A 16,179-nucleotide genomic window follows, 5' to 3' on the forward strand; every position below is an offset into this window, starting at 1 on the left:
CCACTCACGACTGTTTAGTCCATATCAGCGGCGTTATCCTGCAACGCAAAAACACCGGTGCCAGACAATAATTCTCTCCATATCTCATTAATGGAGTGCAGTTGATGGAAACCAGTAAGCTCACGGTGAAAGAAAAGATCGGCTATGGAATGGGCGACGCCGGATGCAACATCATCTTTGGCGCCATCATGTTGTTTGTTAACTATTTTTATACAGATGTTTTTGGTCTGGCGCCTGCCCTGGTCGGCGTATTACTGCTCTCAGTACGCGTTATCGATGCCGTTACCGACCCTATAATGGGCGCGATGGCCGACCGCACCCGTAGTAAATATGGTCGATTTCGTCCATGGCTTTTGTGGATGGCTTTCCCGTACGCATTATTCAGCGTACTGATGTTTACCACCCCAGAGTGGACCTATAACAGCAAAGTTATCTATGCGTTCGTTACCTACTTCCTGCTCTCTATCACCTATACAGCGATCAACATTCCCTACTGCTCGCTCGGCAGCGTCATCACCAACGATCCGAAGGAACGCGTCGCCTGCCAGTCATATCGATTTGTGTTGGTAGGCATTGCAACTCTGCTGCTGTCCCTCACCTTGCTGCCAATGGCTGACTGGTTCGGCGGGGAAGACAAAGCCAAAGGGTATCAGATGGCGATGGCGGTTCTGGCCTTCATCGGCATGTGTATGTTCCTGTTTTGCTTCGCTACGGTCCGTGAACGCGTGCGCCCTGCTGTCCAGACCAATGACGATTTAAAAGCCGATCTGAAAGACGTGTGGAAGAACGATCAGTGGGTAAAAATTCTGCTGTTAACGCTGTGCAACGTCTGTCCGGGCTTTATTCGCATGGCTGCCACCATGTACTACGTGACCTGGGTTATGCAGCAAAGCACGCAGTTCGCAACGCTGTTTATCAGTCTTGGTGTGGTCGGCATGATGATCGGCAGTATGCTGGCGAAGGTATTAACCGATCGTTGGTGCAAACTGAAAGTCTTCTTCTGGACCAATATTATCCTGGCGATTTTCTCTGCCGCGTTTTATTTCTTCGATCCGAAAGCCACCATGATGATTATGGTGCTCTACTTCCTGCTCAACATCCTGCACCAAATCCCTTCTCCGCTGCACTGGTCGCTGATGGCGGATGTCGATGACTATGGCGAGTGGAAAACCGGTAAACGCATCACCGGAATCAGCTTCTCCGGTAACCTGTTCTTCCTGAAACTGGGCCTGGCGATTGCCGGAGCGATGGTCGGCTTCCTGCTCTCCTGGTACGGCTACGACGCTGGGGCGAAAGCGCAAAGCGACTCCGCCATTAACGGTATTATGCTGCTGTTTACCATCATACCAGGCGTAGGCTATCTGATTACTGCAGGTGTAGTCCGTCTGCTGAAAGTTGACCGCGAGTTTATGCTGCAAATCCAGACAGATTTAGAAAAGCGCCGCGCCAACTACCGTGAACTGAATGAATACCACGAAATAAAAACGACTGAAACCGTAAGGAAAGCCTAATGAATCAGTGGCCAAATCCCTTTATTGAACAGCGTGCCGATCCGTTTATCTTACGTGACGGTAGCCACTACTATTTCATTGCTTCAGTACCTGAATATGACCGGCTGGAGATACGCCGGGCCGACTCGCTGGAAGGGTTGCGCACCGCCGCCCCGGTTGTCATCTGGCGCAAACCAGAAAGTGGCCCCATGAGCCAGCTCATCTGGGCGCCCGAAATCCATCATCTGGCAGGCAAGTGGTACATCTATTTTGCCGCCACCCACACACAGTCGCTCGACAAGCTGGGGATGTTCCAGCATCGCATGTTTGCGCTCGAATGTGCCGACGCCGATCCGCTGACCGGAAAGTGGACGGAGAAAGGTCAGATTAAAACGCAGTTTGATACCTTTGCGCTTGATGCCACCACCTTTAACCATCAGGGAAAACAGTGGTATCTCTGGGCGCAGAAGTCGCCCGATATCGCCGGAAACTCCAATATCTATCTCGCAGAGCTGGAAAATCCATGGACGATTAAAGGCGAGCCGGTCATGCTAAGCCACCCTGAATATGACTGGGAATGCCGGGGCTTTTGGGTCAACGAAGGTCCTGCCGTCATGGTTCACGGCGACAAGCTGTTTATCAGCTATTCCGCCAGCGCCACCGATGAGAACTACTGTATGGGATTATTGTGGATTGACCTCAACGCCGATCCGCTCAACCCGCAGAACTGGCACAAATCACCGCGCCCGGTCTTTACCACCAGTTATGAAAACCGCCAGTTTGGGCCAGGACACAACAGCTTTACACAAACGCCGGAAGGTGAAGATGTGCTGGTGTATCACGCGAGAAACTACACTGAAATCGAGGGCGATCCGCTGTACGACCCAAACCGCCACACTCGTCTGAAGCTCGTGCGCTGGGACGAAAACGGCATGCCTGATTTTGGCGTGCCGCCTGCTGATACGAACTAGGCCGTTGCACTGCCCGGTGGTGCTAACGCTTACCGGGCCTACACGTTTTTCCATTGTAGGCCGGATAAGCGTTAGCGCCATCCGGCACAACGCTACACTAATGCCCCATAAATGGTGAGCAGCGCAATGACCACCACCACCACAAACGAGGTCTTCTTCGCCAGCGAAACGGCTGCTTTTGGCGTTTCGACTTTATCGGTGTGCAGTTCACGCGCCAGCGAGAACTGCGCCAGACGCGTAAGCACCTGATATTGCGACGTGTGCAGATCAGCAAGCGAGGCAAACCAGGCCGGCAGCGCTTTCTCGCCGTGTCCCAGCAGCGCATAAACCACGCCAGCCAGACGCACCGGGATCCAATCCAGCACATGCAGGATCGCATCAATACCTGATTGCAGACGCTGGTGCGGTGTCTGATAGCGCGCCAGCCAGGACTGCCAGGCGCGTAAAAAAGCATAACCTACCAGCGTTACAGGTCCCCACGGACCACCGACAATCAGCCAAAATAACGGCGCCAGATAAAAGCGGAAGTTGTTCCATAACAGCGCGTTCTGCAGCTCGCGCAAAAATTCACGCTCATCGCAGTCCGGCGGAACCCCATGGATAAGCGTCAGCTCGCTGGCCATCGCATCACGGGCGTGAGCATCATCGCGAGCAGCCGCGTTCAGGTAAGCGTGATAGTGAAGGCGCGCCTTGCCTGCGCCGATGCACAGCAAGCCAATTAAGATCCACGCCACCAGCAACGGAACGTTAAACAACAGCCCATGAAGTGCGCGCAGTAGCAGAAACGTCACTCCCATCGCAATAAGAGTCATGCCTACCGTACGCATCATCGAGAAATGCTTAACCCGGCGGAAAAAAGCTTCAACCCGGTGATCAAGCTGCCAGTGCTCACCCAGCTTAAACAGGCGTTCAACAATCAACACCAATAATGTTGTAAACAGCGTCATGTCATCTCCTTGTGCGACGAGGGGGTGACCAGGGCGCGGAACCTTGCCCAGTCAAAGGACGGCCCGGGATCGGTCTTACGCTCGGGCGCAATATTGCAATGCCCTGTCATGTTGTTAGCAATGGCCGGATAACGCGTAATCAGGGTATTCGTCACGGCAGCCAGTTGCTGATACTGCGCATCGGTATAGGCCAGCGTATCCGTCCCTTCCAATTCAATACCAATTGAAAAATCATTACAGCGTTCGCGCCCTTGATAGCTCGACACACCCGCATGCCAGGCGCGTTTATCAAAAGGCACATATTGCACGATTTCACCGTCACGACGAATCAAACAATGGGCCGAAACACGCAGATGGGCGATCCCGGCAAAATAAGGATGGGCGTTAGGATCAATCGTGCCCGTAAACAGCGCGTCTATCCACGGGCCGCCAAACTCGCCGGGCGGCAGGCTGATATTATGCACCACCAGCAGAGAAGGGTTTTCGTCATCCGGGCGGCAATCGTAATGCGGAGAGGGAACGCGTCGCGCCTCTGCCAGCCAACCCTCGTCTAACAACATGCAGAATCTCCTTATTGGTGGTGCTCATATCGGGTTCAGGGTAGCATGTTTCCACCTTATGATTCGTTAGCAATTTGGAGTTTTATCATGCCGCCTCGCCGCTATAACCCTGACTACCGACGTGACGCGCTGTTGGAACGCATAAATCTGGATATCCCTACCGCTGTAGCTCAGGCGCTGCGTGAAGATTTAGGCGGAGAAGTTGATGCCAATAACGATATCACTGCACAGCTTTTACCCGAAGACATGCGCTCCCATGCCACCGTAATCACCCGCGAAGATGGCGTTTTTTGTGGAAAACGTTGGGTGGAAGAGGTCTTTATTCAGCTTGCTGGCGATGATGTTAACATCACCTGGCATGTCGAAGATGGCGACAGCATTAAGGCCAACCAGCCGCTGTTTGAACTGGACGGCCCTTCCCGCGTGTTACTGACCGGTGAACGTACTGCGCTGAATTTTGTGCAGACACTATCGGGCGTGGCGAGCGAGGTGCGTAAATACGTCGACCTGCTGGCAGGAACCAATACCCAACTGCTGGATACGCGCAAAACCCTACCGGGACTGCGTACCGCGCTAAAATACGCCGTATTGTGCGGCGGCGGCGCAAATCATCGTTTGGGGCTGTCCGACGCTTTCCTGATTAAAGAAAACCACATTATTGCTTCCGGATCGGTACGTCAGGCCGTCGAAAAAGCCTTCTGGTTGCACCCGGATGTGCCGGTTGAAGTCGAAGTTGAAAGCCTGGATGAGCTGGACGACGCGCTGAAAGCCGGAGCCGATATCATCATGCTCGATAACTTCGAAACTGACCAAATGCGTGAAGCGGTAAAACGCACCAACGGCCAGGCGCGTCTGGAAGTGTCGGGCAACGTCACCTATGAAACGCTGCGCGAATTTGCCGAAACCGGTGTGGACTTTATCTCCGTTGGCGCGCTGACCAAACATGTTCGCGCACTCGATCTCTCCATGCGATTTCGCTAATTGCTGATTGTATTGCCCGATGGCGCTTCGCTTATCGGGCCTCTCCCCCCCAGCCGGATACGGCATTTACGCCGCCATCCAGCAGTTTCTTCGAGCCCCTTCGCAAATACATTGTCTGACTCTGTAATCTCGTAAAAATCCTCTGAACCCGCTTTCCCGTTTTGTTTTTTGTCACTCGCCGTCCCACCGTCGATTTGCCAAAGTAGCGCCAGCAAACTCAAGGAGCGAACAATGAACAAGCAACGAGGCTTTACGCTTATCGAGCTCATGGTGGTGATTGGCATTATTGCCATTCTTAGCGCCATCGGCATTCCGGCCTATCAAAACTATCTGCGCAAAGCAGCGCTGACAGACATGCTGCAAACCTTTGTCCCCTATCGTACGGCGGTTGAGCTTTGTGCGCTGGAGCATGGCGGAACAGCTACCTGCGATGCCGGAACGAATGGTATTCCCTCTCCAACGACTACCCGTTACGTCTCAGCCATGAGCATTGAAAACGGAGTTGTCAGTCTTAGTGGGCAGGAAAGCCTGAACGGGTTAAGCATCACCATGACGCCAGGCTGGGACAATGCCAACGGCATTACCGGTTGGAGCCGTAACTGCGTCATCCAGAATGACAGCGCACTGCAACAGGCCTGTGATGACGTTTTCCGCTTTGATAACCACTAAGGAACAGAGATGAATACCACCCAGCTTACGGCGCTATGCCAACGTTATCAGGGAATATTACTGGATGCAGACAATGAAGTGGTGCATATCGCCGTCGTAGACGCTCCATCACACGAACTGCTGGATGCACTGCATTTTGCCACCACCCGGCGCATCGACATTGTCTGCTGGACACGTCAGCAAATGGAAGGCCACACGCATACACCGCAGAAAATGCTCCCGGCTGTAGTCACGAAAAGCAGCGCCAGCGCGGCAGACTTGCTGAATCAGACGTTTCATTCCGCTCTGGCGCAGCGGGCTTCTGATATTCATTTTGAGCCAGCGGAAAATCACTATCGGATCAGATTACGCGTGGATGGCGTACTCCACGCTTTACCGGAAGTAACGACCGAGATGGGCATTGCCATCACCGCAAGGTTAAAAGTATTAGGCAGCCTGGATATCGCCGAGCATCGGCTTCCACAAGACGGACAATTTACCGTTGAGATTTCAGGAGAACCTGTCTCGTTTCGCATCGCCACCCTGCCTTGTCGCTACGGCGAAAAAGTCGTGTTGCGACTACTGCATCAGGTCGATCAAACTCTGGAGATCGCCGCGCTGGGAATGCAAGACGCACAGCTGGCCGCATTTGCGCAAGCTTTGCAGCAGCCTCAGGGGCTAATTCTGGTTACCGGACCTACCGGAAGCGGTAAAACGGTCACGCTGTACAGTGCGCTGCAAACCCGAAACACCCCGGATGTGAATCTTTGTAGCGTGGAAGATCCGGTAGAGATCCCGATCGCAGGCCTCAACCAGACGCAAATTCACCCACGCGCCGGTTTGACTTTTCAGGGAGTCTTACGTGCTCTGTTGCGCCAGGATCCCGACATTATCATGGTGGGTGAAATCCGCGATGGCGAAACGGCAGAAATAGCCCTTAAAGCCGCCCAAACCGGTCATCTGGTTCTTTCTACGCTGCATACCAATTCCACCAGTGAAACGCTGGTACGCCTGCAACAAATGGGGGTCGCACGCTGGATGATTGCCTCCGCGCTGACGCTCGTCATTGCACAACGGTTGGTCAGAAAGTTGTGCCCCCATTGCCGACAACGTCAAAGTACGCCTATTACGCTCCCGAAAACTATCTGGCCTACACCACTACCGAATTGGCAGGCCCCTGGCTGCAAACATTGTTATCACGGATTTTATGGCCGTACGGCATTGTTTGAAGTACTCCCTGTTACTCCGGCATTACGTCAGAGTATTGCCAGTGGCACACCCGTAGACGAAGTTGAATCTGATGCCCAGCAATCAGGAATGAGAACGCTTTTCGAGAATGGCTGTCAGGCCGTCGAGCAAGGATTAACGACATTTGAAGAGCTGATTCGTGTACTGGGCATGCCACATGTCCGCTAAACAGCTTTGGCGCTGGCAAGGCATTAACAACGAAGGTAAATCGCTGGAAGGAACGCTATGGGCCGATACCCGACCGTCATTGATGCTGGCTCTTGAGGAACAACAGATTACGCCGCTGCGCATTAAACGTATGCGTGTCAAAACCTCGCACTGGAGCCGCACAAGAAGTGCCGAAACCATACACCAGTTGGCGACATTGCTAAAAGCAGGGTTAACGCTCTCAACAGGGCTAGCTCTGCTTGCTGAACAGCATCCCAGCAGTCAGTGGCAGGCGCTACTGCGTACGCTGGCTTACGATATGGAACAGGGCATTACCCTCTCCACCTCGTTATCACAATGGCAACACGTTTTTCCGCCCCTTTACCTGGCAATGATCCGCACCGGAGAGCTTACGGGTAAGCTGGACGACTGCTGTTTTGAACTCGCCTACCAGCAAAAGAAACAACAGCAACTTGCTGATAAAGTTAAAAAAGCCCTGCGCTATCCGATTATCATTATCACCATGGCGGTGATGGTCGTATTTGCGATGCTGCAGTTTGTACTCCCTGAGTTTGCCGCCATCTACCAGACATTCAACACCCCGCTACCGGCGCTCACTCAGTGGATTATTGCCATCGCGCACTTTAGCGGTCAATGGGGGTGGCTGGCGATAGCACTCGGCCTGGTAGCGATTGCAGCACATCAACTGATAAATCAGAAACCGTACTGGCTCGTTCTGCGTCAGAAATTACTGCTCAGCCTCCCGGTCATAGGGCCGATGGTGAGAGGGCAAAAGCTCACACAGATCTTCACCGTTCTGGCGTTAACGCAAAATGCGGGCATTCCCTTTTTGCAGGGTCTTGAGAGTGTTACCGAAACGCTGGCTAACCCTTTCTGGTCGCAACGTTTAGCACTGGTTCAGCAGGACATCAGCTCAGGAAAACCGATCTGGTTAGCGCTTAAAAATAGCGATGAATTCAGCCCATTGTGCATACAGCTGGTCAGAACGGGTGAAGCTTCCGGCTCGCTGGATGCAATGCTGCGCAATCTCGCGCATCACCACGGCGAGAAAACCCTGGCTCAAGCGGAGAATTTGGCTGCATTACTTGAGCCTGCGTTGCTGGTCATTACGGGGCTTATCATCGGTACGCTGGTCGTCGCGATGTATTTACCGATTTTCCATTTGGGAGATGCGATGAGCGGGGTGGGATAAATTCAAATGCCTGATGGCGGCGTAACGCCATCAGGCATTTCACAGAACGACCTGTTCTTACAGGCTATTGAAAACGCGGTTTTCTTGTTCCTGTACACGAATAAACGTTGTACGTTTGGTCAGCTCTTTCAGACGGGATGCGCCTACATAGGTGCAAGCAGAACGCAGGCCGCCGAGGATATCACGAGCGGTATTATCAACCGGGCCGCGCAGTGGCAACTTGACGGTTTTACCTTCTGCGGCGCGGTACTGTGCAACACCACCTACGTGACGCGTCATGGCAGATTCAGAACTCATACCGTAGAACAGCATGAATTTCTCACCGTTCTCTTCAACAATTTTGCCGCCACTTTCTTCATGACCAGCCAGCATACCGCCGAGCATCACGAAGTCTGCGCCGCCACCGAACGCTTTTGCCACGTCACCCGGCATCGTGCAGCCGCCGTCGCTGACAATCATGCCGCCCAGACCGTGGGCTGCATCGGCGCATTCAATAACCGCAGAAAGCTGTGGATAGCCAACGCCGGTTTTTACACGCGTGGTACATACAGAACCTGGGCCAATACCTACTTTGACAATATCAGCACCGGAGAGCACCAGCTCTTCACACATTTCACCGGTGACCACATTGCCCGCACAAATTGTTTTTGTCGGCCATGCTTCACGCGCTTTCGACACAAACTGAACAAAATGCTCTGAGTAGCCATTGGCCACATCAATGCAAATAAAGTTCAGCGCGGGGTTGAGCGCCAGAATCTGTTTAGTTTTTTCGAAATCTGCGTCAGAGGTGCCGGTTGAAACCATTACATGTTTGAGCACATCAGCAGAACTCTCTGCGATGAAGGCGGCCCAGTCTTCAACAGAATAGTGTTTGTGCACAGCGGTCAGGATGTCGAAGGATGCCAGTGCCGTTGCCATGGCAAACGTCCCGACAGTGTCCATGTTCGCGGCAATAATAGGTACGCCGGACCAGGTCTGACCTGAATGCTTAAAGGTAAATTGACGTTCCAGCTCAACATCGGAACGGCTTTTGAGAGTAGAACGCTTAGGGCGGATAAGAACGTCTTTGAAACCTAACTTCAGATCTTCTTCGATACGCATGTGCGGATTCCTGGGGTTAATGGCGAAAAATCGAAACTCACAACTCCAGTGACGCTATCATACGCACTAATCAATGCCGCGCAAGACTGCGAAATTCTCTTTTTTTACGCTACAATCCCATAAATTTACCTGGCGAATAGTAGGTTAATCCTACAGCAGCCTCGCCTTCGCACGCATAACTTTTAACTGTTTGATAATCAAACTTAAACTCCAGGATCGGCATCTATGAGGTATACGGTAGCCTTAACCGGCGGCATCGGCAGTGGTAAAAGCACCGTTGCAAATGCGTTCGCTGACCTCGGAATAAACGTCATTGATGCAGATATTATTGCGCGCCAGGTGGTTGAACCCGGCACACCTGCTCTTAAGGCGATCGAAGATCATTTTGGTTCCGAGGTTATCGCCGCCGACGGATCGTTGCAGCGGCGCATTTTACGCGAACGCATTTTTTCCAATCCTGAGGAGAAAAACTGGCTAAATACCCTGCTTCATCCGCTTATTCAGCAGGAAACGCAGCGCCAGTTTCAGCAAGCAACCTCCCCTTACCTGCTGTGGGTTGTCCCTTTGCTGGTGGAAAATTCGCTGTATAAAAAAGCCGACCGCGTACTCGTGGTGGATGTCACCCCCGAAACCCAGCTCAGACGCACCATGCAGCGTGATGACGTCACGCGTGAGCATGTTGAACAAATTCTTGCTGCCCAGGCAACGCGTGAAGCGCGTCTGGCCGTGGCAGACGATGTTATTGATAATAATGGCGCACCGGAGGCCATCGCCTCGGATGTCGCCCGCCTGCACGCGCTCTATTTGCAATGCGCGTCGCAGTTTGTCTCACAGGAAAAACCGTAATGCACACCCAGGTCCTTTTTGAACACCCTCTCAATGAGAAGATGCGTACATGGCTGCGCATTGAGTTTTTAATCCAACAGCTCTCCGTTAATTTGCCCATTGCTGACCATGCCGGCGCACTGCATTTTTTCCGCAATATCGGAGATTTACTGGATGTATTTGAACGCGGTGAAGTCCGTACCGAACTCCTCAAAGAACTGGAGCGACAGCAACGTAAACTCCAGGCCTGGGTCGAAGTTCCCGGCGTCGATCAAAGCCGGATCGAGGCATTACGTCAGCAGTTAAAAAGTGCAGGCAGCATTCTGATTTCTGCCCCGCGTATTGGACAGACGCTGCGCGAAGATCGTCTGATTGGTCTCGTACGTCAGCGTTTAAGTATTCCTGGCGGGTGCTGCAGTTTCGATCTGCCGACTCTGCATATCTGGTTACACCTGGCACAGTCGCATCGTGACGCGCAGGTTGAAACCTGGCTTGCCAGCCTGAATCCGCTCAATCAGGCGCTGTCCCTGGTACTGGATTTAATTCGCAACTCAGCGCCGTTTCGTAAGCAGACCAGCCTGAATGGTTTTTATCAGGACAACGGCGAAGATGCAGATCTGCTGCGCTTGCACCTGCCGCTTGATTCGCAGCTTTATCCGCAAATTTCTGGTCATAAGAGCCGTTTTGCCATCCGCTTTATGCCGCTGGATAGCGAGAATGGTCAGGTGCCTGAGCGCCTCGATTTTGAACTGGCGTGCTGTTAAGGAGTCAACATGTCTGAACAAACCATCGTCAACTGCCCAACCTGTGGCAAGCCTGTTGTATGGGCTGAAGTCAGTCCATTTCGTCCATTCTGCAGCAAGCGCTGCCAGTTAATCGATCTGGGAGAGTGGGCCGCAGAAGAGAAACGCATCCCAAGCTCTGGTGATCTGTCGGAAAGCGACGACTGGAGTGAAGAGCAGAAGTAATTCTGCTAAAACGGGAGGTTGGATAAGCGTTGCGCCCCCGCAATAATTTGCCGGATGCGGCGTTGCCTTATCCGGCCTACAGCACCATTAGCCAGCAATCAGCTTTTCAATGACCGGTGCATTCGCGGGCGGGAAATCCTGCGCATTCAGAGCATCTTGCGCAATCCACTGCGCCGGTTGCCCCTCTTTTCCCCACGGCTCGCCTTCCCAGCTTTCAACCAGCCAGAACCACAGAGTGATATGCCTGTCCGGAAACTGATACTCCAGCTTTTCGAACAATGCGCTTTGAGTAGGCGTGATCCCTACTTCTTCCTGTAGCTCGCGAATCAGCGCCTGCTCCGGCGTTTCGCCCGCTTCAATTTTCCCGCCGGGGAACTCCAGCTTATTGGCCATGTGGGCATCAGCCGCACGCTGGGTGATAAAAATTTCATGTCGCTGATTACGAATAATCCCGACGGCGATTTGCAGTATTTTCATCTTGATCGTCCATAAAAAAGGCGCAGAATTCTGCGCCTTTTCAGTAAGTTATTTTCTTAGCTCAGACGGCCATGGCACTGTTTGTATTTTTTGCCAGAGCCGCAAGGGCACGGATCGTTACGACCCACTTTACGATCGCCGGTTTGTGCTGCCAGCTCTTCTGCCGCGGCAGAATCGTCGCCTTTATGGCTCAACTGCTGCATCTGCGCTAAGCGCTCAGCTTCTTCACGACGCTGCTGCTCCATGGCTTCGACTTCTTCAGGCATACGCACCTGAACTTTGCTCAGGGTGCTGATCACTTCGTACTTCAGTGATTCCAGCATTGATGCAAACATAGAGAAGGATTCACGCTTGTATTCCTGCTTCGGATCTTTTTGCGCATAACCACGCAGGTGGATACCCTGACGCAGATAGTCCATTGCAGCAAGGTGCTCTTTCCACAGGGAGTCGAGAGTTTGCAGCATCACGCCTTTTTCGAAGTGACGCATCATCTCCGCGCCCACAACTTCTTCTTTACGCTGATAAACTTCGATGGCGTTTGCCAGGATACGTTCACGCAGCGTTTCTTCGTGCAGCTCAGGCTCTTTATCCAGCCACTCTGAAATTGGCATCTCAAGATCGAAGTCGTTTTTCAGACGTTCCTGCAGACCCGGGATATCCCACATTTCTTCCAGAGATTGCGGTGGGATATAGGCATCAATGGTTGCTTTGAAGACATCTTCACGGATGCTGTTGATGGTTTCGCTAACGTCAGTTACGTCCAGCAGTTCGTTACGCTGGGTGTAGATAGCACGACGCTGGTCGTTGGCAACGTCATCATATTCCAGCAACTGCTTACGAATATCGAAGTTGCGGCTTTCCACTTTACGCTGCGCGTTAGCAATCGCTTTGGTCACCCACGGGTGTTCAATGGCTTCACCAGGCTTCATACCCAGTTTACGCATCATGCCTGACACACGATCAGAGGCAAAAATACGCATCAGCGCATCTTCCATCGACAGATAGAAACGAGAAGAACCCGCATCCCCCTGACGACCCGAACGACCACGCAGCTGGTTATCGATACGACGAGATTCGTGACGCTCGGTACCGATAATATGCAAACCACCGGCAGCTAATACCGCGTCATGGCGAACCTGCCACTCGGCTTTGATCTGCGCGATTTGTTCCGGAGTTGGGTTTTCCAGCTCGGCGACTTCCGCCTGCCAGCTACCGCCCAACACGATATCGGTACCACGACCAGCCATGTTAGTTGCGATAGTCACAGCTGACGGATAACCCGCTTGGGCGACGATTGCAGCTTCGTTGGCGTGGAACTTGGCGTTCAGAACGTTGTGTTTGATACCCGCTTTGCTCAGCTCGTTAGATACCACTTCCGATTTTTCAATGGAGATAGTACCTACCAGTACCGGCTGGCCATTTGCGGTACGCTCTTTAATATCTTCAATGATCGCCTGAATTTTTTCCGCTTCAGTCATGTACACCAGATCCGGTAAATCCTTACGGATCATCGGACGGTTGGTCGGAACAACTACGGTATCCAGTTTGTAGATGGAGCTAAATTCAAACGCTTCAGTGTCGGCTGTACCGGTCATACCGGCCAGTTTTTCGTACAAACGGAAGTAGTTCTGGAAGGTAATAGATGCCAGCGTCTGGTTCTCGTTCTGGATCTCTACGCCTTCTTTAGCTTCAACAGCCTGGTGCAGACCATCGGACCAGCGACGCCCCTGCATGGTACGACCGGTGTGTTCATCGACGATGATAACTTCACCGTCTTTCACGATGTAGTCGACGTCGCGGGTAAACAGCACGTGCGCACGCAGTGCGGCAGTCACGTGGTGCATCAGCATAATGTTGCCCGGAGAGTACAGCGACTCGCCCTCATCCATAATGCCTTCTTTAACCAGCAGCTCTTCAATCAGTACCAGACCACGCTCGGTCAGGTTAACCTGGCGCGCTTTCTCATCAACGGAGAAGTGGCCCTCGCCCTGGAACGTGTCGGAGTCTTCCTTCTCCTGACGGATCAGGTGCGGGATGATTTTGTTCACTTTTTTGTACATTTCCGAGCTGTCTTCAGCCGGGCCGGAAATGATCAGCGGCGTACGCGCTTCATCGATCAGAATGGAGTCGACTTCATCGACCAGCGCATAGTGCAGTTTACGTTGAACACGCTCTTCCGGACTAAACGCCATGTTGTCACGCAGGTAGTCAAAGCCGTATTCGTTGTTGGTACCGTAAGTAATATCGGCGTTGTAGGCTTCACGCTTAGCTGGTGCTGGCAGGCCAGACATGTTGATACCAACGGTCATGCCGAGGAATTCAAACAGCGGGCGGTTATTTTCGGCGTCACGCTGAGCCAGGTAGTCGTTCACGGTAACTACGTGTACGCCCTTCCCGCTTAATGCGTTCAGGTAAGCTGGCAGCGTCGCGGTAAGGGTTTTACCTTCACCAGTACGCATTTCCGCGATGCAGCGATCGTTAAGCACCATACCGCCCAGCAGCTGAACGTCGAAATGACGCATGCCGAACACGCGCTTACTCGCTTCGCGGACCACAGCGAACGCTTCCGGGATCAGGCTCTCAACGCTGGCACCTTTTTCCAGACGGGCGCGGAATTCAGCGGTCTTCGCTTTCAGTTCATCATCGGAGAGTTTTTCCATCTCCGGTTCCATCGCGTTGATAACATTGACCACTTTACGCATACGACGCAGCGTACGCTCGTTACGGCTACCGAATACTTTCGTTAATAATTTGATTAGCATAATAAAATCTCAAACGCCCCGCGATGCGGAGTCAAAAATTATAAGTTGGGAGGTTCTTTTTTAGCTGAGGCGTTGAGGACCAGCGCGGATACCCTGCAGCTGGCTGATCCAGACCGGAACGCTAAACGCGGCCTGAGAGGTAAAGTGGGCGTATGTTACGCGACTCACCGTCGCGGGCGGAGTGCCTTCTTGCGTCAGCATCGCGCTGAGCGTATTCAGTAACGCAAGATGGTGCGCCTGGATTGGCAATGGCTCTTCGGCAACAGGCAACGCCTGAGGCGCCATGGCAAAAGAAAGATGGCGGATAACCGTACGAATGGCATGTTGATGCCAGTAATCGACGGTAAAATTTGGGCGGCGATTGGTCGCTTCCAGCAAAGCAAGCTGGCTAAAGTTAACTTTAGCGCCTTGATCGTGATTGCTGGCGGTCGCCTTCGCGGGGGTATTAGGTTCAGCAGCATTACCGAGCGCGGGCAGGCCAAAACTAGCCGCGACCATCCCCAACAGGAGATGCGGCCAGAAGTACCGTCTGCCTAACTGTCGCCAGCGCGTCAGTATTCCACTCACGTTATTGCCACCTGATATACCCTGCGTTTGGGGTTACAAATGCAAAACCATTTTTTGCGCACAAATCTTACCATTAATGCGTTCGCACCACAGCAGTAATGACAGCAAGTCGCGGGTAAATATGCTTAAGAAAGCAGCGATCGAACGGTATTTTAATCTACCTGTGGGGAAAAAGTCGCTTCAGATAAGGTGTTTTGCATTCGGAAGATAAAAAAACGACTGGTTCACCTGGCCGGAGAGAGTGCCAGATTTACCAGTCGAATTTATGCGACAACGTATGTCGTTATGCCAGTACGGTCGAAGGTGCTTTGAACGCCAACGGCAGTTCTGCATCGTCCTGGAAGGTCACATATTCCCAGGCTTCCTGTTTTGCCAGGACCGCCTGCAACAGTTTGTTATTCAATGCATGACCGGATTTATACGCGGTAAATGCACCAATAATGTTGTGACCACACATGAACAAGTCACCGATCGCGTCGAGCATTTTGTGACGAACGAATTCATCTTCAAAACGCAGGCCGTCTTCGTTCAATACGCGATAATCGTCAACAACGATGGCACAATCGAAGCTGCCGCCCAGGCACAGGCCGCGGGACTGCAGATATTCGATATCACGCATGAAGCCGAAAGTACGCGCACGGCTGATCTGGCGCATGAACGCATCCGCAGAGAAGTTCATCGCGTAGCGCTGCGTGCTGGAGTCTATCGCCGGATGGTTAAAGTCGATGGTGAAATCCAACGTAAAACCATTATACGGCTTAAATTCAGCCCACTTATCGCCATCTTCGACACGAACGGTCTCTTTGATGCGAACAAATTTTTTGGCGCTGCTCAGTTCTTCAATACCTGCATCAAGCAGCAGGTAAACGAACGGAGCGGCACTGCCATCCATGATCGGGATTTCCGGTGCGTTAACTTCAATAACGATGTTATCGATACCTAAGCCCGCCAGAGCAGCATTAAGGTGCTCTACGGTTGAAATCCGTACATCATGCTCATTGACCAGACACGTACAGAGCATGGTATCACGCACAGATTTGGCATCGGCCGGGAAATCTACCGGAGGATTCAAGTCGGTGCGACGATAGATGACCCCGGTGTTGGCCGGCGCAGGGCGTAATGTCAGGGTGACTTTTTTGCCGGTATGCAAACCGACGCCAGTCGCCTGAACGATACGTTTAAGAGTCCTTTGTTTGATCATCGTATAATCTCGCCAAATTACCTATCCAACCGAAGTGTACTATACATTCGGTGGGCCAGTTTAGCACAAAGAG

The 16,179-nt window shown here is 52.5% G+C and carries 16 protein-coding genes; 9 read left to right on the forward strand and 7 right to left on the reverse strand.

The features are described from left to right. Positions 1-104: 104 nt before the first annotated feature. Together OGY83_RS15485 and OGY83_RS15490 are read left to right on the forward strand one after the other, a co-directional pair. Positions 105-1,511 carry a glycoside-pentoside-hexuronide (GPH):cation symporter gene (locus OGY83_RS15485; protein WP_286636257.1) on the forward strand — a complete coding sequence of 469 codons (1,407 nt, stop codon included), beginning with the start codon at positions 105-107 and terminating at the stop codon, positions 1,509-1,511. After that, positions 1,511-2,461 (forward strand): glycoside hydrolase family 43 protein, encoded by a 951-nt coding sequence (locus OGY83_RS15490; RefSeq protein WP_286636259.1) that lies wholly within the window; start codon positions 1,511-1,513, stop codon positions 2,459-2,461. The genes OGY83_RS15485 and OGY83_RS15490 overlap by 1 nt, the downstream gene beginning before the upstream one ends. 92 nt (positions 2,462-2,553) lie before the next feature. Here OGY83_RS15490 and ampE read toward each other — a convergent pair whose 3' ends face one another. Both ampE and ampD read right to left on the reverse strand, forming a co-directional pair. Continuing rightward, positions 2,554-3,408, reverse strand: coding sequence for a beta-lactamase regulator AmpE (gene ampE / locus OGY83_RS15495; protein WP_286636260.1), 855 nt, complete (start codon positions 3,406-3,408; stop codon positions 2,554-2,556). Then, positions 3,405-3,968: a 1,6-anhydro-N-acetylmuramyl-L-alanine amidase AmpD gene (gene ampD, locus OGY83_RS15500; RefSeq protein WP_008786207.1), complete on the reverse strand. Its 564-nt coding sequence runs from the start codon at positions 3,966-3,968 to the stop codon at positions 3,405-3,407. Before ampD ends, ampE begins: the two co-directional genes overlap by 4 nt. An 87-nt stretch (positions 3,969-4,055) precedes the next feature. Here ampD and nadC point away from each other — a divergent pair, with 87 nt between their 5' ends. The 4 genes from nadC to hofC all read left to right on the forward strand — a co-directional run bounded on the left by nadC (position 4,056) and on the right by hofC (position 8,205). After that, positions 4,056-4,949 carry a carboxylating nicotinate-nucleotide diphosphorylase gene (gene nadC, locus OGY83_RS15505; RefSeq protein ID WP_286636262.1) on the forward strand — a complete coding sequence of 298 codons (894 nt, stop codon included), beginning with the start codon at positions 4,056-4,058 and terminating at the stop codon, positions 4,947-4,949. A gap of 231 nt (positions 4,950-5,180) precedes the next feature. Beyond that, on the forward strand, positions 5,181-5,618 hold the full coding sequence (gene ppdD / locus OGY83_RS15510) for a prepilin peptidase-dependent pilin (RefSeq protein ID WP_286636263.1): 438 nt from the start codon (positions 5,181-5,183) through the stop codon (positions 5,616-5,618). A gap of 9 nt (positions 5,619-5,627) precedes the next feature. Further along, positions 5,628-7,013 carry a type II secretion system protein GspE gene (gspE, locus tag OGY83_RS15515; protein ID WP_286636264.1) on the forward strand — a complete coding sequence of 462 codons (1,386 nt, stop codon included), beginning with the start codon at positions 5,628-5,630 and terminating at the stop codon, positions 7,011-7,013. Then, complete coding sequence (hofC, locus tag OGY83_RS15520) at positions 7,003-8,205, forward strand: protein transport protein HofC (protein WP_286636265.1); 1,203 nt, start codon at positions 7,003-7,005, stop codon at positions 8,203-8,205. The genes gspE and hofC overlap by 11 nt, the downstream gene beginning before the upstream one ends. Positions 8,206-8,262: 57 nt before the next feature. Here hofC and OGY83_RS15525 read toward each other — a convergent pair whose 3' ends face one another. Continuing rightward, positions 8,263-9,306 (reverse strand): GMP reductase, encoded by a 1,044-nt coding sequence (locus OGY83_RS15525; protein WP_003829510.1) that lies wholly within the window; start codon positions 9,304-9,306, stop codon positions 8,263-8,265. A gap of 225 nt (positions 9,307-9,531) precedes the next feature. Here OGY83_RS15525 and coaE point away from each other — a divergent pair, with 225 nt between their 5' ends. The 3 genes from coaE to yacG are packed head-to-tail and all read left to right on the forward strand — an operon-like array spanning position 9,532 to position 11,099. After that, entirely contained in the window at positions 9,532-10,152 is a 621-nt protein-coding gene (gene coaE, locus OGY83_RS15530; protein ID WP_123268710.1) for a dephospho-CoA kinase, read from the forward strand. Further along, positions 10,152-10,895, forward strand: coding sequence for a cell division protein ZapD (gene zapD, locus OGY83_RS15535; RefSeq protein WP_191234184.1), 744 nt, complete (start codon positions 10,152-10,154; stop codon positions 10,893-10,895). Before coaE ends, zapD begins: the two co-directional genes overlap by 1 nt. Positions 10,896-10,904: 9 nt before the next feature. Beyond that, entirely contained in the window at positions 10,905-11,099 is a 195-nt protein-coding gene (gene yacG / locus OGY83_RS15540) for a DNA gyrase inhibitor YacG (RefSeq protein WP_003018740.1), read from the forward strand. Positions 11,100-11,186: 87 nt separating this feature from the next. On the opposite strand, the gene mutT is transcribed toward yacG, so the two are convergent. The 4 genes from mutT to lpxC form a co-directional block, all read right to left on the reverse strand. Further along, positions 11,187-11,576, reverse strand: coding sequence for an 8-oxo-dGTP diphosphatase MutT (mutT, locus tag OGY83_RS15545; protein ID WP_079937081.1), 390 nt, complete (start codon positions 11,574-11,576; stop codon positions 11,187-11,189). A gap of 56 nt (positions 11,577-11,632) precedes the next feature. Beyond that, complete coding sequence (secA, locus tag OGY83_RS15550) at positions 11,633-14,338, reverse strand: preprotein translocase subunit SecA (RefSeq protein ID WP_123268708.1); 2,706 nt, start codon at positions 14,336-14,338, stop codon at positions 11,633-11,635. A gap of 60 nt (positions 14,339-14,398) precedes the next feature. Continuing rightward, a complete protein-coding gene (gene secM, locus OGY83_RS15555) occupies positions 14,399-14,905 on the reverse strand; it encodes a secA translation cis-regulator SecM (protein ID WP_003829520.1) in 507 nt (168 codons plus the stop codon). A 283-nt stretch (positions 14,906-15,188) separates the two neighbouring features. Further along, positions 15,189-16,106 carry a UDP-3-O-acyl-N-acetylglucosamine deacetylase gene (gene lpxC, locus OGY83_RS15560; protein ID WP_006686706.1) on the reverse strand — a complete coding sequence of 306 codons (918 nt, stop codon included), beginning with the start codon at positions 16,104-16,106 and terminating at the stop codon, positions 15,189-15,191. Positions 16,107-16,179: the final 73 nt, after the last annotated feature.

This window comes from Citrobacter sp. Cpo090, assembly GCF_030332665.1.
GTDB lineage: Bacteria > Pseudomonadota > Gammaproteobacteria > Enterobacterales > Enterobacteriaceae > Citrobacter > Citrobacter portucalensis.